The organism is Halobacteriovorax sp. GFR8 (genome assembly GCF_050955245.1).
Taxonomy (GTDB): domain Bacteria; phylum Bdellovibrionota; class Bacteriovoracia; order Bacteriovoracales; family Bacteriovoracaceae; genus Halobacteriovorax_A.
In genome coordinates, this window is the sequence record NZ_JBPBLR010000001.1 from 49,564 (window position 1) to 68,637 (window position 19,074).

Below are 19,074 nucleotides of genomic sequence, written 5' to 3' on the forward strand. Positions count from 1 at the left end.
GGTTATGAGTGATAAAGACGCCAACGATAACGGACGTGTTAACCTAAAAAACTGGGGTATGGGGATACTAGCTGCGGTAGTGGTTTCCTTACTAGGTTGGATAGGTTTAAGTAATTTACAATCGCTGTCCTTTCAAGCGGCAGTACAACCGCAAATAGCTACCTTAGTCGCAGACACTAAAGAAACAAAGCAAGTGGTTAACGATATGAAGGTAGAAATGAGTGGTTATGCCACAAAGGAGCAGCTAGCTGGGGAGATTCGCGGGTTGAAGGACGACCTACAAGAAATGGAAATTGAACTAGTTAGGGTTTGCACACTGGCGGGACTACCGGAGTGCAGTAGGAGTAATTAAGCATGTTAGAAGCACTATTAAGCGGCGGGTTGGGTACCCTACTGGGCGGTGTAACCGGACTAATAGGTACGTATCTTAACAATAAGAAAGAGCTAAAAATAGCCGAGCTTGAAGCCGACGAGCGCAAAGATAAACGCGCGCATGAGGTGCTAATGATGGACAAGACGCACCAGTACACATTAGAAACAGCCAAGCTAAAGAACGAGCACGAGCGAGAAATATCAGCAGACAACCGTATGATGAGTTCGTACCAGTTTGCTAGCCGTGATTCAGACGATACAAACCACCGTAACCGCTTTATAGCCTTCCTTTTCGGCATGGTAGAAGTAGGTAGACGATTGGTGCGAGTAGTCGCGTCGTTCGGTAGTATGGCGATTCTTGCGTACATGACCTACTTTATTTATAACAACTTGGATAAATTTTTAGTTACCCTACAGACTATTAACGACGGTAAAGAGGCATTTACATTAATGCAATATCTGATTTTCACCGTTTGTTATGTGTCTACCACAGTGATTTTGTGGTGGTTCGGGGGTAGGACTAAAAGGCCTCCTAGTATCTCGTAAGCAGTACTTAAAATCAGATAAACGCGCCCCTTAGCTAATACAGCGGGGGCGCAATTATTTTTAGATTTATTTCTTTGACAAAGCAGTAAAGTTAAGTATACTTTCAATTAAGCAATCACAAGTAAAACCCACTCTCTTTACTACCATCGTGGTTAGTAACTTGGATTGCTACCTTACCCTCGAAAAATAAGGAACCGTAAAATGAGCATGAAAGGCCATAAAGTACAGTTTAATATCTCGCTTAATTCGTTTAGCCTTGAAGAAATATTTCAACGCTATATCGCGCATATCAAAGACAGCTTATCAGAGGAGCAAACGGAAGCCCTACGCGGTTGTTTCTTTTCTGGTGCCTCGGCAGTACTGCATATTTTCGACCAGATAACTTGTCAGACTATGGAAGTAGACCAAAGAGCGGAACTTATAGCCGCACAACAAGGTATCGACTCGCCAGAAGCACAGGCAGCACAGCAAGAACTAGACCACGCGTCTGGTACCCTAGTAGCCGTAATGACCCATATGATGCAAGAAGTATGTGACGGCTTCGGGGTACCGAATCAGTCCAAGCTCCTTTCTAATTTTGAGGAAGCTATGCAATTCCTACCGCAGGGTGAACAACCAGACCCTAAATTAAAACCAAATCTACACGGTGGTACGGCTGACCTACATGTAGTTAAGCCAGAATGTAAGGACACCTTCGACCTTGAGGGCTGGAATCCGAAAGATGACGGTAACATACAATAAGGAGGGCAAAGCCATGCCTAAGACCGAATTAAAAGAATACACGGTAGCACTACACTGTGCTGACACGTTAACGCGCTACGTAGCACACGTGCAGGTAACGGACGTCACGGACGAGGACGCCTTAGCTAACGAGCTAGTAAACTGGCTAAACGATAACACTAACGAACCAGACCCTTGGACAGCGGACTGTTTCGTTATTGACTCGGTATTTGAAGGTACCCACAAACCAGTGGAGTACAAACGCGCGGGGCTACAACAGGCAATCAAGGGCGTAGTTAGCTCCAAAGGCCTAACGGTACTACGCGAGCTGTACCTAGGGGATGATAAACTTTTAATCATGTGTGAGACTAGTCACCAGTCGGTAGAGTGCTATACTTTTGAGAAGCTGGCTACAGGTGATTGGGGAATTACCCATGATATTACTGACGGCGAGTACGCAGACGGTATGGACTTTTTAGTGGAAGCTGCGGCACATCATGACCACGAGTGGTCGTACAATAAGAACGTATCAGACCCGTTTTAGCGCGGGCTAAGGCTGACTAATGAGTAGCAAACGGAACATTGTAATTTTCACAGTTGACAATACTCTACGCGACGCATCATGGCGTTTAAATTTGATACCAATTGGTACAAAGCGTAAGTGCGCAGCGGAGTGGTTAAAATTCCATAGAGCAGGTATAAAGGACGAGCCGATTAAGCCTATTATGACTTTGTTGAAAATGTACCTAGCAAACCCAGATTACGACGTGTATTTGTGGGCTAACTCAGTAGAAGCGTGCCGAGAAGATGTACGCAAGTGGCTAAATAAACAGGGCGTGCTAGCTAACTCCTATGCACAGCTATTTTTAAGACCCGACGGTAACCAACTAGCTAACAAGGAAGTGTACGAACGCTGGCTAATGGGTATGCCGCAGGAAGAACTAGGGCGAGTTAATCTCGTAGTAACTAATGATGATGCAATGGCGGAAGTATTCGGGGAGACCCATGTAGATGTATTGCACATGAACAAGAGAGACGTATTATGAAAAATTTCGAAGCAGTAGACACTATGCCGGAAAGTGGGCGTTTCATCATAGTTGGCACCGAGTACGGTACTAACTTTGCATGGGCTGTAGAGCGTATCGGTGACGAGCTATTCGAAGAAGACGGGACGCAACTACACGGTATCGAACGCTTTAAAAGTGACTGCGAGTACTTAGTAGCTAAGGGGTAGTTATGACGCATGATGAAGCAATCCAGAGGGTACTACCCATGGGTGGTAAGTCACGCGCTAACGGTAAAGGTTTTACAGCCCACCTATCATTTTACGAAGTGATGGGGGGCAATGGTCGTAACAGAGAATCACCGGACGTTATCTTTTTTAGAAGCGACGGGGTTACGGACTTAATAGAGGTCAAGGTAGACCGTACCGACTTTTTACGGGACAAGAAAAAGGACTTTAGAAAGTACCCTAAAAAAGGTATGGGTAGATACCGTTACTATGCGTGCCCAGAACACCTTATAAAACCGGAAGACCTACCAGACGGTTGGGGTCTAATTTGGATACCGGAGGAGGGGGAACCATATTTTAAAATTAAGTCCTCGGAATTTGAGTCTAATTACCTAGCAGAAAGAGACCTATTATTTAGCCTTATGCGCAGGTGTAACGACTACGTACCGCTAACTAGACTTGTAGAGTACGACAAAATAGTTAAAAGGCACATAAACTCACAGATGACCAAAGGCAGCACAACCGACGAGACAGTACTATTAGGGAAGGTTAGGCAAGCATACTGGGAAAAGTTTAAAAAATTAATTAAGTCAACTAAACGATAAATTGCAAGCGATTGCACTAGGAGGTGTTATGGATTGGTTATCTCACATCATGGACTACATTATAGAGTTGAGTAGTGGTAACGAAATGGTAGCGGGGGCGCTAGCGCTTGCAGTATCGGGTATGGTTGGCACGGCTATTGCTTATGTGCTTAAAGACTTACCTAATAGGGTATTTAACTTTTTGTGGACGCAGTTAACCACCTCTATGGTTTTGAATAATACGGACTGGAACAAAAACCAGACCTTTATCAGAATGTCCACCTATATTAGGGAAAACTCCAATAAACATTTCACCCGTAATTTGATGCTAGACACGTTCTACGATAGCCACGGTAATGGACACACGCTGCGGTTAACAGTGGGCTACGGTCTGCATTTGTTCTTTTACAAAAAACGCCTAATGTGGGTACGAAAGAGCAAAGAGGATTCGAGCGGTTCGGATATTCAAAAAGAGCAGCTAATGATACACACCTTTGGTCGCAGTCATGAGGCCTTTGCCAAATTAGTAGAAGACCTAACCCCGAAGGTGGATAACAGCAAATTAGAGGTGTACGAGTGGGGCGACAATAATTGGCGCGTGCAGAGCAGGACACCGAAACTAGACCTAGACAGACTAGCGTTAAATCCAGAGACAGTAAAAGAGTTAAAAGAGCATATGCAGTTTTTCCTAGAGCACAGGGAAGACATGCTAGCCAAAGGTCTAGCGCATAAGCTATCCATGCTATTACACGGAAGGGCAGGTAACGGTAAGTCAACCCTAATTAGAGCGTTAGCCTCATGCTATGACATGAACATAGCGTTAGTACCTCTAGCCCGCTTTAGTGACGAGTCATTGAAAAAAGCCTTCGCAGAGGTGCCAGAAAATACCATGTTAGTGCTTGAGGACTTCGATTCCGCTAAGTGCATACATAAGCGCGATAACGTGACAGGTGACCTAGAAGCAGATAACGAGGACAAGCAGCTAACCATTAAAACTGGTACCAAAGAAGCTAGCCTAGACTGGTTGACCCTATCGGGGGTGTTAAACGTGTTGGATGGGGTAGTGCCACTAGACAAGCAGGTGGTTATTATGACCACCAACTGTATAGCGTCGATTGATAGCGCTGTGCTACGAGAAGGGCGCACCGACGTAACCATAGAGTTACCAGAAATTAGGCCGGAAGCAGTTAAAGCCCACTTTGAGCTATTATATGGTGAAATGCCGGATGTGGAGTTTCCTAGCCTAATTGCTAAGGACATTAACAAGATTAAAATAGAGGCTAAACTAGATGCGGAAGTGGTTAAACGTGAACTTAAAAAGTTTATTGACAAACGACCAAAGCTAGTTAATACTCAAAATGCAGCAGGGTAAAACCAACTGCTAATAAATCTGGTGAAATTAACCTATGCAGCCCTTGTAAATCCGATTCTAGCCCGATGATGACAAGCAAGTGGCTGCACCCACTTACCCTCGGAGTGCAACTAATGGCCTGTTTAGTACAACAAGCAATAACAGCAAAATTACCACTAGTGGTCGTACACTCTAACGACCCATTCTACGATACGGCTATCATACGCCATATGACAACAGACGCGAATCGCATGTTTCCATCAAACGGTGTTGTATCCGAAGAAAAACCATTAGCCAAATTAATTATAGGGGATAGTAACTCCAATTCATTTGGTAACAAGGTGGTAGCATTTATCGGCAACCCCAAAGACATTGCATGGAAAGACATATACGAAACTTGCGTAGAGAAGCGCTCTACGGTGGTAGTAGTACTACGCAACGGGGAGGACTTCGGCCTAGGTTACCATGCGGGTGTACTAAACCCACCAGATAATATGGTTTATGACGCGCTATTACCCTTTGTAGATGAAATACTAATCCCAATGACCCAAAAGGCTGTACAAGGTCTAACTCTAACCAACATTGACGCGGTACTACGTCTAACTAAGGCTAGGGACGGGGAGATTACCCCAAGCGGTATACGTGAAACACGCAAGGCCTTTGTCGGTGACGTACGCGGGTTAAAGCTAATTGAATCAGCCCAACCATATTATGTGCCGGACGCAGACCTAGTAGAATGGTTAGATACCAATAAGCAGCCATTTAGGCACGCAGTTATTGATAGATTAACACCGCGTGGTGTGCTGCTAGAGGGCGTGGCGGGTACTGGTAAATCAGCGGGTGCCAAATACCTAGCCCAAGAGCTAGGAGTCCAATTACTACACCTAGGCATAGGCGACATGTTAAGCAAATGGTCAGGTGAAGCAGAAACCAACCTAGAAAAAGCACTAAACACCGTGGAGCAAATGGCACCTTGTGTGCTACTGCTAGACGAAGTGGAGAAAGTGATTAGGTCAGGTGAAGAAGACGGGGCAAGCAGCCGCATGTTAGCTAAACTACTATGGTGGTTGCAAGAGCGCAAAGCACGAATACTGGTTGTTATGACTACCAACAATATAGATGCTTTACCACAAGAAATGTACCGCCCGCCGCGCATAGATGAGAACATTACGTTAAACGGCATGCCAGCGGACGAGAAAGAAGTAGCCAAGTTCGTACAAGGGCTAGCGGAACCATTTCACAAAGAAGGCCTAATATTGCCGGATATGGGTCTGGTGTGGCAGGAGCTAACAGCAAAGCGCTACAACGTAGTAGACGGTATCAAGGTACGCACCGTGAAAGGCAAGTTTTTAGCACAGGCTGAAATAACAGGCCTGTACATCAAATACATTAAAAAATTGAATTATTCATAGGAGGGACAACCATGAGTATTAATCCAGAAATGATGAGCGGTACCAGTGGTGTGCCGGAGTTCGTAGTAGTTGCTGACATGACCATTAATGGGGCGGCTATCAAAGTGGGTATTCGTCAGCTATCAAATGTGCAGGGTAGTTACGTTGACGGCTCCATGATGCTGTACATTGGATACCGCGTGCGCTTCCAAGTAGACAACGGGGTACCACTGGACTACCAAGGGATGACCAGCAAGTTAACAGCAACTAAGCCAACCCAAGCAAAGCACGCTAAGGTTAAGAGCGATTACGCGTCATACATGCTAGAGCGTAAAATAACCACTAGCATACCGGACAAAGATTTTAACCTAGACCTAGCTACCGCTAAAGCATGCGCCTGTGGTTTTGTGGCAGACGTCCTCAAGGGTGTTACTGCGATGGGTGGTACACCGCGTTACAAACTAATGGAAGTGGTAGAGCATATTTTTGACGGCCTACATGCTGACTTTAAATCTTGTGGTATCGACCTAGGGTACTGTAACGACCCAGCGGTACCAACCAAGCAGGATGTTATCGAGAAATACAATAACAAACAGGCTAGTAAAGCTGCGGGTACGTCAGGTACCAAGACGGCACCAAGCATACCTACAGCTACCAGTTCGGGTAAGGCCGCTGGCACTGGTAAGGCCAACAAGCCTAAAAAAGATAAATACGCCGCGAAGAAAGTAAGCGAGGAGGATTTATCTAACATGAGCTTTGACCAGCTTATGGGCGCTATCAGCAAAAAGATTCAAGATAAATAAAATTAGTGGGCGGCACCTAGTCGCCCTTCGTACCCCAACCGGAGGTATTACCAAATGCAAGAAAGCAAAAAGAAGCACAACAAAGACCGCAGTAAGGCGTATTTCCAACGACGTGCAGACCAAATTAAGGCACTTAACCCTAAGCTATTCAGTCAGAGAAAGCCTAGTGTGCTAACCAAAAACATTAAAGAGCAAATCAAAGCAGCGTTACCGGAGCTATCCAATAGCGTTATTAATAAATTTCTAATGTTTTGGGTTAGGCGTGACCGCTACCTATCAGCTACCATAGCATGCCCTAGTCGCATGAACCTAGACGGCACCTTTGCAGAGCCAATCACGGACGAGGAGCGACTATACGCCCAGTCCGCGTTACGCCTAAAACGCAAGAAAGAAGCCCCTAGGACGTCAAGAAGCCATAACCGTAACCAACGTACGGTACTAAGCCCTAGCGAAGCCACAATACGTCAGAGGGCGATTCTAGAGCGTGCGGGTAAAGGCCTAAACTTCCCTATCCAATCAGACAAAAAAGACCAAGTAGAGGTAATCGTCAAGAAGCGCAAGACCTTGCAGTTACCTAAGCGTGTTGATGGTAAAGGAGAGTAACCATGGGAATATACGACCGATTTATACAGGCCGAGACTGTATCTAATAAAAAACCGCACTTGTATTTCCATAAGGGATTCTGGCGGGTGTCGGCTATGCCACGAAAAGTACGTAGAAGCAATGGTAGCAAAGCACACAAGCGCTGGATTAAGGCGAATAAGTACGCTATGCAAGCAAATGCCAATACGCTGGGAGGGCGCTAATACGATGGATTTTGGGACACTACTAAGCATGATGGGCGAGCCACCTAAGCCAGCGGGCTATTACATCAAAGAAACCTTCGAAGGTAAGACCTATTACTGGCACGATTCTGGTGTAGGATTTGTGGACGACCGTAATAACATACGTGCGTTTTCCCTAGAAGAACTAAAGAACCATGACCTTAGATGTTTACTACACGCTACTAAGGGCAAGTCAACACGCTACACCCTACGGTTAGTACCGGAGTTCAATCCAGACAAAGTTAATCCACCACCGACTAAGGACTAGTTATGGTTATCAAAAGTAGTAAAGGCGTGGGTGTAGCCTTCCGTAGACGATGGGAGAGGCTATACAGCGGGTGCGCCAGCCTAGAAGAAATAGTAAGTGCGTCCTGTCTAAGTAAGCAGCAAATACCCCGTAAGTTGTCGGAGCAGCGTATGCAGCACTTAGCGGACATGCGCGATATTCAAGTAACCGGACGCAGGGAGCGAGAACATGAAGCAGCTTAAACGCCCTAAAGGTGTAGGCATAGAGCAGTTTAACCGCTACGTTAAGCGGTACGGTCAGTGTAAAGACTTGTACGAAGTGGTGAGCGCCGCATGCTTAACCAAGCACCAAGTAATAGACGAGAAGGCGCGCGAGCGTGGAGCACAGTTATACGCCGCTCGGGTAGCATGGCAAGAGGGAGACAGAAATGAGTAAGTTACATCATATTGACATAGAGGTGCCTCACACCAAACTAGCGATTAGTTACTACAAGCACTATGACAGGGTAGGTGGCGTGCTTTACGACGCAATGGCGCGCAAAGAGAAGCTACTAGAGGAACACACTAGGGCGGACGCGGTTAGGCACAATAACCCTATGTTGGGCACGCTTATGGAAGCGCATATTATAGAGCTTAAAAAAGTAATTAAGCAGCGTGACAGCCTACGAGGCATGGTTAATAGAGTGTTTCGTTACTTTTCCCACGAGCAGGAAATGAAAAGGCAGGAGCAGGAGGAACGACACGCACGTAACATGCTACTGATTTACGAGCAGCTAGAGAAGGTCTACGACTGGAACTGGCGCAGCCTTAATCCTGTACTAGCTTGGTCAGGTAGCATACAGGCCTATGTATTAGGGTGCGATAATCGACCAGTATACGACCCAGACCTAGGGGCAGACTCGTTAAGGCACCAAGCACCATGGGGTTATGGTAGCCACTGCTTTGCTATCCAAGTAATTACCCTTAACGGTGTAGAGGACTTTACGTGGCACCCAGAGTATGGCGAGGAGTTGCGCGCCCACACTAACAAGGGTATCCAATACTTATTAGGTAAGATAGAGCCGCAATACCATAACGAAGAAGCGGGGTATTTTTAATGGCATACACTAACAAACAGGTTTTAGCTCGCCTACAAGAGCTACGAGATATGTCTAGCGTGGCGTGCGCTAGCGGGATTAGTTTTGAAGTTGTGGGTACGACCATCAAGACCGTATATGCCACCTATAAAGGACTTAGCGGGCAAGCCGTGATAGTCCTAGGGCATTATGTCGATAACCTTATGGACAAGGCTGACGTATTCGGTAGGGGGTTTGTTAACCACATTGCCAAACAGTGCCGACTAGAACTGGTGGCAATGCAAACCGATGTTAGCGAGCTAGACTACGATGAATTACTAAAAACGATGGGGCTATAGGTATGAAGGTAGATAAGCTATGCACAGCGGTAGCGAAGTTGCGCAAGTACGCCGCGTTACCAGCATATGACCTAAAGGTGGAGATTATAGACCGTGCCGAATGTACTGTAGAGTTTTACCGAGGTGGAACCAGTACCGAAATGACGTTACAGGCCTCGCTAACAAGTATTCTAAGTGACGATGAGCTAGTCATTGAACGAGTACTAACGGTGGCGGCAGACTATATCGACCAGTTGGAGCTAGAAAAGAACATAGCTAAGGCAGAGTTGGATATTGAACAGGGGCGTGTGATGGGTTCGCAAGACTTTAAACACCGCCTAGCAAGCAGGAAAGGAGGTACCAATGAAGAAAGCAAATAAGGACACAGTAGGTTTTAGCACTATGGACGCGTACCAAGCTAAGGTGGACTCACAGGTGCCAGACCGTAGCCTATATCAGCCTGTGCAGGGTACGTGGCGTGACTGGGTATTCGGGCTAGACAGAGGGCTACGTAACACTTACACCAGCATTATGGGCGCGCCTATGCGTTGGTTGTTTAGCGGTCAGCTATTGGAGTTAGCATGCCAGCAGGTTAGGACGTGTACGTTTATTTCGGCGGCTAAGGAATCACGTAAACTAGATTTTTCGGCGGAGTATTGCCGAGACCTAGACACACCGGAAGCGTCACATTTTAATGAAATGATGTATTATCGAAAGACACTTAGTGGCGAAGATACCGAACTAGACGGGGAGTGCACCGTGTATGTACCCGTGCGCATCTTTGACCTAATGAACAATTTGAACCAGTACAACCAGACGCTAACAGATGGTAGCCGCAAACTGGTGTACCCTATTCAGAGCCAGTACCACGAAGACCTCATTAAATCATGCGATGATATGTCGGACTTGCAGTATAGTTGGGACGATGAAGTGGTAGACTTCTATCATGCCCTAGGTTCGTACTTTGATGTGATGTGCGAGAACGACGGCGTGACCAAGTATTCGGTAGAAATGTGGAGCATGGCGGCGTGCTTGTGCGTCTTTGCACCGCACCCAGATTACGAGCAAGACCAGACCCAATTAGAGGGCATGTTCAGTACCGAACCAGTGTTAATTATCCCGTTTGAGCAGTTTTATGGCGGGGATGGCAAGCGCAAAGGTGCCGTTTTGGGAGAGGCCTACGAGAAGGCCAAAGCAGAGCGAGCTAACTACGAGAAGTATTTTAAGGAGAACAACGAATGTTAAATAAACTAAGCCAGTTAAAAGAGCTACTAGTAGAGATTTTCTATCACGTCTGCGACGGTATGTCAGACACTCATGATGAGTTATGCGGGCATGGGTTTAAGACCTTTAAAGCGTGGGTGCGTGTGTTGTTTAAAGGGCGTTTTAGCGTCACCAAGACGTGCGCCCTAGCGTTTCACGAAGCTTACACACTACGCGGGTATAAAAAGGCGTTCGAAGTTAAGTGTATTCTTAACAAGGACGAGTATGAGCAAGAGTACCTAGATAGGGTAGCTACCGTGCAATCATTAGTGCGAAAAAGCCTTACGGACGGCGGATTACCGTTGAGCACACCGGAACAGATTTTAGAGTTACACGGTGATAAGCACATCACGCCGTATACCCCCCTCATGTGGTACGTACCGGACTTTAATGACCTAGAGAAGTTAAACGCCCTGTACAAGTACTTAGAGGGGGCAGAGAAGACCTTAAAACAGGCATTTTTTGACGCGTTCGGTAAGATGACCGTAGCCCGTAATGCTAGTTGCACGTTTGATATTATCCCATGTGCTCAGTCAGCATGTAGCGTGGTAGTGCTAGGGTCTAGTCCGGTCTGTGTAATCCCGTGGGAACGACTAGAGACTATGGGGCAGGACTTGCTAAATAATGTGGTTTTAAACTACACACTAGCGAATAGGCACTTTAAGAACGTTAAAGAATCTATCGAAAAGAAAACAGGCCAAGGGTTATGCCTTAAATAGCCCTAATAACGACGTGGTGGGGTTAAATGGTACGTTAGAATACCGTTACCCCATTTTTTTGTAAACGTTAATACATAGCTCTACAGGAGGAACTATGGTTTTGTTAAATACTGTCAAGGAAATGGAGCCAAAGAAGCTGGAACCGGAGACCTTGATAACGGTAACTAAGATAAAGGAGGGTTTTGAGTTACATTATTTAACGGGGCTAGAAGGTCATCTAGGTTTGAACAGCAATGAGGCTTTAACCTATTCGATGCTATACAGCCTAAGTAAGTGGGTTAACAACAAACATAAGATGGTGGACGCTGACGGGAATATATGGGTGAAGGGACAGACCGGATTCATACTATCCCAACTAGGGTGGACACTAGGCAAAGAAAAGACTTTGAGGAGGTCACTAAAGGCTCTTGAAGACTTGGGTTTGATTGTTAGCCAGCAGGTGCAGTCGTATGACCGTGCAAAATGGTATCATATTGTGAGTATTACGACGCTTTGCTAAGTATTTGAAAATCCCCATGTGGACATTTTGTCTACTTGCCAGATTGTCCAGTTGGAAGCGGACAAATTGTCCACTTGTTAATACGTAATAATAAATACGTAATAATAAGCAAACGCTACGCTTATTGCGGTTGTAAAATACTCTACCGCTACGCTAGGTTAGCAGGGGAAAATATACATAGACGAACTACTAAAGTTAGAATATAATTTAGGGGCGGACGTGCAAGCGTTTGCAACAGGTCACTTTATTTAGTCGGACTGAAAAAGACTAGGAGACTCGTAAATGCCATATCAGACAAAAACCAAAACACAAGCAGCCGTTAATTACTTATGGTTCCCGATGAGTCTAGTAGACGGCACCGAACCAAAAGCAGCCATTACATTACCGGAAGACGGGGCACTAGGCGTAATACCCGATGTGTACGAAAATACAGAGCCGGATATGCTAATTGACTTAGATAAGTTGGTTTATTTTTTACAGTGCTTACCGCACGCACACTACCTAGAAAATCAGTATTCGCATTTGTTTACACGATTGTTAGCCACGGCTATTGGTGCTTATGTCGCTAAAACTGACTACGACTATTTTCTAACCTACCCAAAGCTACGCGCCAAGATACTAAATATATGCGTAGAGACAGACCACGCTACGCTTGAACAGATTATCACTATGCGTGTTGTAGCCTTTAACGACGCGTACCACACAGGTGATGGTAGTGTACACAGCATGGATGTATCTATTAGGCACCCTAAGCCACTTAGTGGTGAAATAAGCCCCGTAATGATAAGGGTTTATAGGGTTAGCGCACCAGAGGCCACAGTAGTATTCGACTTATCCGAAATATCACCAAATGTAGTGTATAGTGGTGTATTGGGAGACCATAACGGTGAGTACAAGGGTGCGGTAACAGGCGTTAATGGTCTAGTTATTCCTGTATTCGACTGCACTGGCTCTATGGGTACGGAAACACAGGCCATAGACCTAGCTAATATAGGCCTAAATGAAACACAGCTAACTAACATGGTACTTAGGTGTGTGGTGACTAATAACCTGTTAGATGGGACTAAAGGCGTCTCTAACTATGTACACCGCATTAGGTATGCCTATGAGGTTAATAAACATAACCAGACTGTAGAAATTTCTTTTATGCTGGACGGGTTGTCATACTGTGGCAAAAAGTGTACCACCTTGCAGAATGTCGAGTATGATGCGTCTTATATTCATAAAGTGCTAGCATGCGATATGGTGGACATAAAAGCCACTAAAGTGCTATGGGCTACAGGCAACGCCACACCGCACAATTTTGCAAAACCAGCTAACTTTGGTGGTTTACCGGAGCACGTTAATTGTAAAAACTCTATGCCATTAACCCAGATTCTTAACCAAGCTATAGCTAGTGACCAGCTTATGGGCGAGTTTACCCAAGCGGTGGGCATGGACATTAACCAAGTGCAAGATTCTATGGTATTAACTGGGTCACAAGCTAAAGCGGCTAAAGCGGCTATGGACGCTATGTCCGAGTCGTTTAGCAAAGCAGCACTCAGTATAGGCGGGTCTGTGTCTAAAGGTAGTGGTAAGGTGCTTGGTGGTATCATTGACGAAATGAAAATAATTGACGAGGAACATGTACCAGTTGGGGAGAGCGACGACATGAAAGTACAATCACAGAACCATATCAAAGGTGTTACCAGCCTAAGCGAGGCCGTAGCAAATGCCAAAAAAGGTATGGCGCAACAAGCACAAGTAAAAGAAAACAAGTTACAACACAAGCCGTCAACCTCGGCACTAGGTGCCTACTTTAAGACCCGAGTAAAGGCGCATTTCGGTAAGACCGTTACCCTAAATCCTAAAGCGTTTGGGCAGCTAAAACAGCTAATAACCAGACTGGGTGAGAACAAGGTTTACCGCACTATGCAAACGTGCCTAGATAACTGGGACGAATTTCTAGCGTACGTGAAAGAGGAACGTAACTGGGAACCGGATTGCAAGGTGCCTAACATGGGAATTTTGCTACACCTAGCCGATGAAATGAGCGAATTTTACTCTATGAAGTCCGGTGACAAGGATGTAGACGAAGGCAAGACGGCTTATCAAACTGACGACGAAGTTAAGCAATCTAACAGCAGTGCAATTAAGAACATTTGGAACGACTAGGAGGGCAACATGAGCAAAGCGAAAATACTAGAGAGAATTATTAAATTCAGCCGTGAGCTAGATGTATCGACACTTGACGAGTTTATGGTGGTGATGCGTAACAGACTAACCGAGAAGCGCAATGAAGGCCGCACGGGTTGGGAGTTGATGCAACCACAGGAGCTAGCCGAGCTAATATCAAATGTACTAAACAAAAGTGGTTCTAACATGTTTGTAGATTTGGCTAACCTGTGTATGTTTTGCCATGCCCTAGAGGTTCCAACTAAGGTGGTATCTAAAGCGGTGCTAGGCTTTGACGATGAAGCTTTTAAAGTGGGGCACATTAAGGCCACCGTTACACCAGTTGAACCAAGTACGGTTAGTGGTGTTGAAGAAGGGTTAGAATACCTAGCTGGTATGGCCTCGGCGTTGGTTGACGCTGACGATGACATATTTGTTTCCGGAGACGGCTGTACAGAACAAGAACACAAAGACCAAGACCAGTATCCACAGCTAGAGATTGGTAGTACTTATAACCTACGCCGAGATTTAGACGATGATGAATACGACACTGGTTATATTTGGAGTGGTACCGTGTTTACCCGTGGTGACGAACGCGTTACACCAGATTCAGTGTATAAATACCGTAAGGTGGCAGCGCCAAAGAAAGAGCCAGTATTAACCACTGGCGTTACCTTCACACCAGCAGATGAACCCGTAGACGGCTCATGGTATACAGTGAAGGTGGGTGACATTAATATGATTTATAACTACCAGTTCAAAGAGAGTCGTAACATGTTTATCCCGACCACCTCTAGTGGTAATCGTATCACTACGGCTAGTGCTATTTCTGCTAAGCGCGCCGATGTGACTTGGGAACTGCTTGAAAGACCAGACACAGAAAAAGACCCGAAGAAAACCAAACCAGCACCGTCTAAGGGCTTTGACGACGGTAGGCTAGTGGACAAGGCTAAGTACCACCTAACTATAGGTGAGGCTACTTTAAAGAATGAGTTTCAATGGTTCGAGGAAACCGCAAGGTTTAGGGAACTAAGTTCAAACGGTAGGATGATGCTAGAGGGCAAAGCATTTACCAAAGATACAGCGGGGCTAAGTTGGGAGCTGATTAATGATTAATGTTAATAAACCGCAGCACTTTGACATTAAGCCGGACGCACCACAGGCGATAAAGGACGCTGTGGAGTCCGGTAAGATACCAAAGAAGCAAGCCTATGAGGCTGGTTTCGCGGATATTCGATGTAATGCCATGCAAACCAAATTTATGCAGTGTCAGCACTATAATTCCAATATGGAACAGATTTTACTAAATCTTGATATGGTGTTGTCTAACTCAGGGGTGTCTATTGACGCCCTTTGTGGGTCTGCTAAGGACGTTTGCAGCGAGCAGGAAATAAAAGCCTTAGTGCACTGGCACCAAAACCCAAAAGGTTTAATTTACTACGGGGAGGTGTCACACGTGTACAAACGCATGGAGGCAATGACGGCGGCACTAGTTAGGAACTTTATAGACGCTAGGATTTACACTGTAAATGACATGGTAGAGCAGTTCTTAGAAGGTGACCTACAGGGTCAAGTAATAGTGGTACCGGACTTTTTTACCAAGGTGTGCGAGAACAAAACACATGACCCATTTATGCGACATAAGACTAACGCCTATTCGTTTCTTATTAAGATGCGCCAACAAGGGCAACGGGCTATAGTGTATACCCATGACATTGGGTTATTTTCGGAGCGTCACGGCGGTCAATTATTGCATGATTTGCTCAAAGAGCAATTTTACCCAGTTGAGGTGTAACCATGGCAGTTAATATAAACCCACCAAACGCACCAAAACCACACGAAACGGGCGGGGTCGTGCCTAAGCTAACACCAGACCAAATGCCTAAAATGTCCCCAGTGCAAGTACCAAAGAGTGTACAGGCTGTAGGCACCCAACATATGTTAGGTGAGCAATATATAGCGTCAGTACTAAAAGAGGGTAAACTAGCGTCTTTAATGGAGCACAATGTTACCCCAGAGCTTTTTAACGGCTTTGAGGTTCAACTATTTGAGCAACTTTTAAAGCATGCTAAAGCCCATGGTAAGGTACCAGCACAAGAGGTGTTTTTTCAGCATGTGGAAATAGACACACTACCGGACACCACCGAGCCACCTAGTTATTATGCCCAGAAGCTACGCGACCGCTTTATAGCCGACCAAATACGCGACTGTTTACTAGAGGCCAAAACCCTAGTTACTGACAAGCACGACCCAATGGCAGCACTACAAATGGTGCAAAACAGAGTAATGGCTATGAGCATGGGCGCAAGCCCTAGGGCTATCCTAGATATGCGCGAATCTGGCGATATACTATTGTCCGCCTATGCGCAGCAGTTGAGCACCCCAGAAGACGCGGCGGTGATGACTGGATGGGAAACACCCGACTCATTTACCGGAGGCTGTAGAGGCGGTGATGTTATTTCATTCGTGGGTAGGCCAGCAGATGGTAAATCGTGGATGACGTTATACCAAGCGCTACACGCATGGCGTAACCAGAAAAAGCGGGTTATGTTTGTGTCAATGGAAATGTTACCGTTAATATGTGCCCAGCGGGTCTCGTCAATGTACACCAGCACCGCTTTTAAATACCTAATGAAGGCGGAATTACCTAGCCCGAGTTTAAAGAAATTTAAAGACGGCGTGGTAGAAATGGCTAACGAGCACGCACCATTTTTTGTGGTAGATGGTAACTTGACGGCGACAGTTGAGGACATATGGCACTATGCCTTGATGTTAAAACCAGACGCGATATACATAGATGGTGCTTACCTAGTTGGTAACTCTAATAAACGCCTAGACAGGTTTTCTAGGGTGGCTGAAAATGCCCGTCTGTTTAAGTCGGAATTATCTACTAATTTGAAGATACCACTAAATCTAACCTACCAGTTTAACCGTGACGCTGCTAAGAAGATGAAGCAGAAGAAGGGGGACAACAAGGCGGGACTAGAAGACATTGGTTTTTCGGACGAGATAGGGCAGTTGTCCTCACTAGTATTGGCTGTCCAGAAAAATGCGGACGTGTCTAGCTTGTACCACCGATGGGTGGACATACTAAAAGGTCGTAACGGTGAAACCGGAGGCTTTGAGGTTAACTGGGACTTTAGGCGTATGAACTTTTCAGAGTACATACCAGACCCGACTAATTTAACAATGGGTGCAATATAGTTGACGGTTGCAAGCGCTTGCACTAATATATGTATTGTTCTTCCTATTTAACCGAGACATGGCAAACACCCCAACCACTTTTTAGGTTGGGGTTTTTTTTAAATAAAGGTTGACGAATCGTTAAAGTTAGACGATACTGGAAGCGTACAAAAAACCCTCGGATGCAAAGGATGTGCCCAATCTAAAATAACTACCAACTTCTCAAAATAGGAGAACTAATGCCAGTAAAGATTAATCTAGGAGCGAAGGACGCCCAAAAACAAGCTGTAGAAACAACACAGGCACAGAACAACAAAAAACAGACCCTAGAAGACCAATTAGTGGCCTTAATCGGTTCGGCTAATTTGGATGAGGCGGCTACGCTTTTTACCCAAATGGAAGAACTAAAGGCCAAAGTTAAGGCTTTAGAGTCGGATTACAACCCAATCAAAGACGCTATCCAAACCGTACTAAAAGACGCAGATTTACCACCGACTAAAAAGCTTATCCTTACGTCGGACACTGGTACTACTCTTGAAGTCGGTGCACTACGTAAGTCAACCAGTATCAAAGACAAAGAAGCGCTGTACCACGCGCTGGAAGAAAGCCAAGAAGGCCTATTTTTTGAGTTGTCCTCGGTTGGCGTTACCGACGCTAAAAACTATGTACCTGTTAAAGGAAACGTGGGTACTATTTACAGCGAAGGTTACGGAAATACGCGCGGCCTTAAATTTAAAATGTAAGGCATGGACAACCAAACAGCCTTAGCACTGGCTACCGCCCTAGGGGCTAAGTCAACGGTTAACAAGCATAATGGGGTAGCGTTACAGTGCCCCTTAGCACCGTGGACACATGCAAAGGGTACCGATTCAAAACCGTCAGCGGCAATACTAACAGACCATAATGATGCACGATTTAATTGTTTTACGTGTTGTCAACAGTCTATAGGGTTGCTAGAGCTGGTTATGCGGATAGGTAATTACCAAGCAACAGACCCAAAGGCGGTGCCTATTGATTTATCGGCAGCGAGAAATATAGCTATTTGGTGGGAGGAGCATAAACCAGACCCACTAGAAATAGCCGCTAACGAAATTAATCAATTTGGGCACATGCAATCACACGACCACAAAGTTTTTAGACCTTGGGGTGAGAACTACCTAACTAGGTTTTTAGACGGTCGTTTGAGTTTTTATGCGTACGAACGTGGTTTAACGGACGAGTTAATAGACTTATTCGAGATAAAGTACGACCAAAAACAGCAAAGGCTAGTACAACCCTACCGGACGTTCGATGGGCAGTTGGCAGGGTGTCATGGGCGATTAACATACAACCCACCATCGTTACCAGACGGTAGCGCAGACCCAGAAGCACCACTAAGGTACTATAGCTATGCTAATCCTTTTGTAGGTGAGGATGGGGGGCGTAACCCTCAAGTCTGGATGGGCGAAAACTTAGTAGACGTTAATGAGCTATTGGTTTTAACAGAGGGTCAATTCGACCAAACCCAAATATATAAAGCACACCCTAATGTGCTTGCTAGTCGTTCGGCGTCAATATCAGCCGCAATGTTTAATCGCATTAAGAACGCACGGTATTTAGTATCCTACTACGACGTTGGTACAGGTGGAGACCTAGCACGGCAGCGTATCATGGAGCTTAAAAGCAAGTACACCAAGGTATACCATTTACACCCGCTTACTAAAGAGGGCTACGACGACGCAGGGGAAACCCCGCACGAGCTTATAGCCCAACAGCTACAGCAGCTAACTGGCGGGTGGTTGTAGCCAAACAGGAG

The 19,074-nt window shown here is 45.6% G+C and carries 21 protein-coding genes; all 21 read left to right on the top strand.

Annotated elements, in window-relative coordinates; genetic code table 11:
- The first annotated feature begins 4 nt into the window (after nt 1-4).
- Nucleotides 5-352, top strand: coding sequence for a hypothetical protein (locus tag ACRXC1_RS00275; RefSeq protein WP_433655600.1), 348 nt, complete (start codon nt 5-7; stop codon nt 350-352).
- Nucleotides 353-354: 2 nt separating this feature from the next.
- Nucleotides 355-918 carry a hypothetical protein gene (locus tag ACRXC1_RS00280; protein ID WP_433655602.1) on the top strand — a complete coding sequence of 188 codons (564 nt, stop codon included), beginning with the start codon at nt 355-357 and terminating at the stop codon, nt 916-918.
- A gap of 201 nt (nt 919-1,119) precedes the next feature.
- Entirely contained in the window at nt 1,120-1,659 is a 540-nt protein-coding gene (locus tag ACRXC1_RS00285) for a hypothetical protein (protein ID WP_433655604.1), read from the top strand.
- 337 nt (nt 1,660-1,996) lie between these two features.
- Entirely contained in the window at nt 1,997-2,182 is a 186-nt protein-coding gene (locus tag ACRXC1_RS00290) for a hypothetical protein (RefSeq protein WP_433655606.1), read from the top strand.
- A gap of 498 nt (nt 2,183-2,680) precedes the next feature.
- A complete protein-coding gene (locus tag ACRXC1_RS00295; RefSeq protein WP_433655608.1) occupies nt 2,681-2,872 on the top strand; it encodes a hypothetical protein in 192 nt (63 codons plus the stop codon).
- Nucleotides 2,873-2,874: 2 nt separating this feature from the next.
- On the top strand, nt 2,875-3,474 hold the full coding sequence (locus ACRXC1_RS00300; protein WP_433655610.1) for a hypothetical protein: 600 nt from the start codon (nt 2,875-2,877) through the stop codon (nt 3,472-3,474).
- Nucleotides 3,475-3,502: 28 nt separating this feature from the next.
- The gene (locus tag ACRXC1_RS00305; RefSeq protein ID WP_433655612.1) at nt 3,503-4,825 is read left to right on the top strand and encodes an AAA family ATPase; all 1,323 of its coding nucleotides are present in this window, start codon (nt 3,503-3,505) and stop codon (nt 4,823-4,825) included.
- 209 nt (nt 4,826-5,034) lie between these two features.
- Complete coding sequence (locus ACRXC1_RS00310; RefSeq protein ID WP_433655614.1) at nt 5,035-6,216, top strand: AAA family ATPase; 1,182 nt, start codon at nt 5,035-5,037, stop codon at nt 6,214-6,216.
- Nucleotides 6,217-6,227: 11 nt separating this feature from the next.
- Nucleotides 6,228-6,998 (top strand): hypothetical protein, encoded by a 771-nt coding sequence (locus ACRXC1_RS00315; protein ID WP_433655616.1) that lies wholly within the window; start codon nt 6,228-6,230, stop codon nt 6,996-6,998.
- 54 nt (nt 6,999-7,052) lie between these two features.
- The gene (locus ACRXC1_RS00320; protein ID WP_433655618.1) at nt 7,053-7,601 is read left to right on the top strand and encodes a ProQ/FINO family protein; all 549 of its coding nucleotides are present in this window, start codon (nt 7,053-7,055) and stop codon (nt 7,599-7,601) included.
- A gap of 895 nt (nt 7,602-8,496) precedes the next feature.
- Nucleotides 8,497-9,165 carry a hypothetical protein gene (locus tag ACRXC1_RS00325; protein WP_433655620.1) on the top strand — a complete coding sequence of 223 codons (669 nt, stop codon included), beginning with the start codon at nt 8,497-8,499 and terminating at the stop codon, nt 9,163-9,165.
- Nucleotides 9,166-9,484: 319 nt separating this feature from the next.
- The gene (locus tag ACRXC1_RS00330) at nt 9,485-9,841 is read left to right on the top strand and encodes a hypothetical protein (RefSeq protein WP_433655622.1); all 357 of its coding nucleotides are present in this window, start codon (nt 9,485-9,487) and stop codon (nt 9,839-9,841) included.
- Complete coding sequence (locus tag ACRXC1_RS00335; protein WP_433655624.1) at nt 9,825-10,706, top strand: hypothetical protein; 882 nt, start codon at nt 9,825-9,827, stop codon at nt 10,704-10,706. The genes ACRXC1_RS00330 and ACRXC1_RS00335 overlap by 17 nt, the downstream gene beginning before the upstream one ends.
- Nucleotides 10,700-11,443, top strand: coding sequence for a hypothetical protein (locus tag ACRXC1_RS00340; RefSeq protein WP_433655626.1), 744 nt, complete (start codon nt 10,700-10,702; stop codon nt 11,441-11,443). Before ACRXC1_RS00335 ends, ACRXC1_RS00340 begins: the two co-directional genes overlap by 7 nt.
- Nucleotides 11,444-11,537: 94 nt before the next feature.
- Nucleotides 11,538-11,942, top strand: a complete 405-nt coding sequence (locus ACRXC1_RS00345; protein WP_433655628.1) for a hypothetical protein — start codon at nt 11,538-11,540, stop codon at nt 11,940-11,942.
- A gap of 282 nt (nt 11,943-12,224) precedes the next feature.
- Complete coding sequence (locus ACRXC1_RS00350) at nt 12,225-14,096, top strand: hypothetical protein (RefSeq protein ID WP_433655630.1); 1,872 nt, start codon at nt 12,225-12,227, stop codon at nt 14,094-14,096.
- Nucleotides 14,097-14,105: 9 nt separating this feature from the next.
- On the top strand, nt 14,106-15,212 hold the full coding sequence (locus ACRXC1_RS00355; protein WP_433655632.1) for a hypothetical protein: 1,107 nt from the start codon (nt 14,106-14,108) through the stop codon (nt 15,210-15,212).
- Nucleotides 15,205-15,891, top strand: coding sequence for a hypothetical protein (locus ACRXC1_RS00360; protein ID WP_433655634.1), 687 nt, complete (start codon nt 15,205-15,207; stop codon nt 15,889-15,891). The genes ACRXC1_RS00355 and ACRXC1_RS00360 overlap by 8 nt, the downstream gene beginning before the upstream one ends.
- 2 nt (nt 15,892-15,893) lie before the next feature.
- On the top strand, nt 15,894-17,300 hold the full coding sequence (locus tag ACRXC1_RS00365) for a DnaB-like helicase C-terminal domain-containing protein (protein ID WP_433655636.1): 1,407 nt from the start codon (nt 15,894-15,896) through the stop codon (nt 17,298-17,300).
- 218 nt (nt 17,301-17,518) lie between these two features.
- Complete coding sequence (locus ACRXC1_RS00370; protein ID WP_433655638.1) at nt 17,519-18,022, top strand: hypothetical protein; 504 nt, start codon at nt 17,519-17,521, stop codon at nt 18,020-18,022.
- 3 nt (nt 18,023-18,025) lie between these two features.
- Nucleotides 18,026-19,063, top strand: coding sequence for a hypothetical protein (locus tag ACRXC1_RS00375; protein ID WP_433655640.1), 1,038 nt, complete (start codon nt 18,026-18,028; stop codon nt 19,061-19,063).
- Nucleotides 19,064-19,074: the final 11 nt, after the last annotated feature.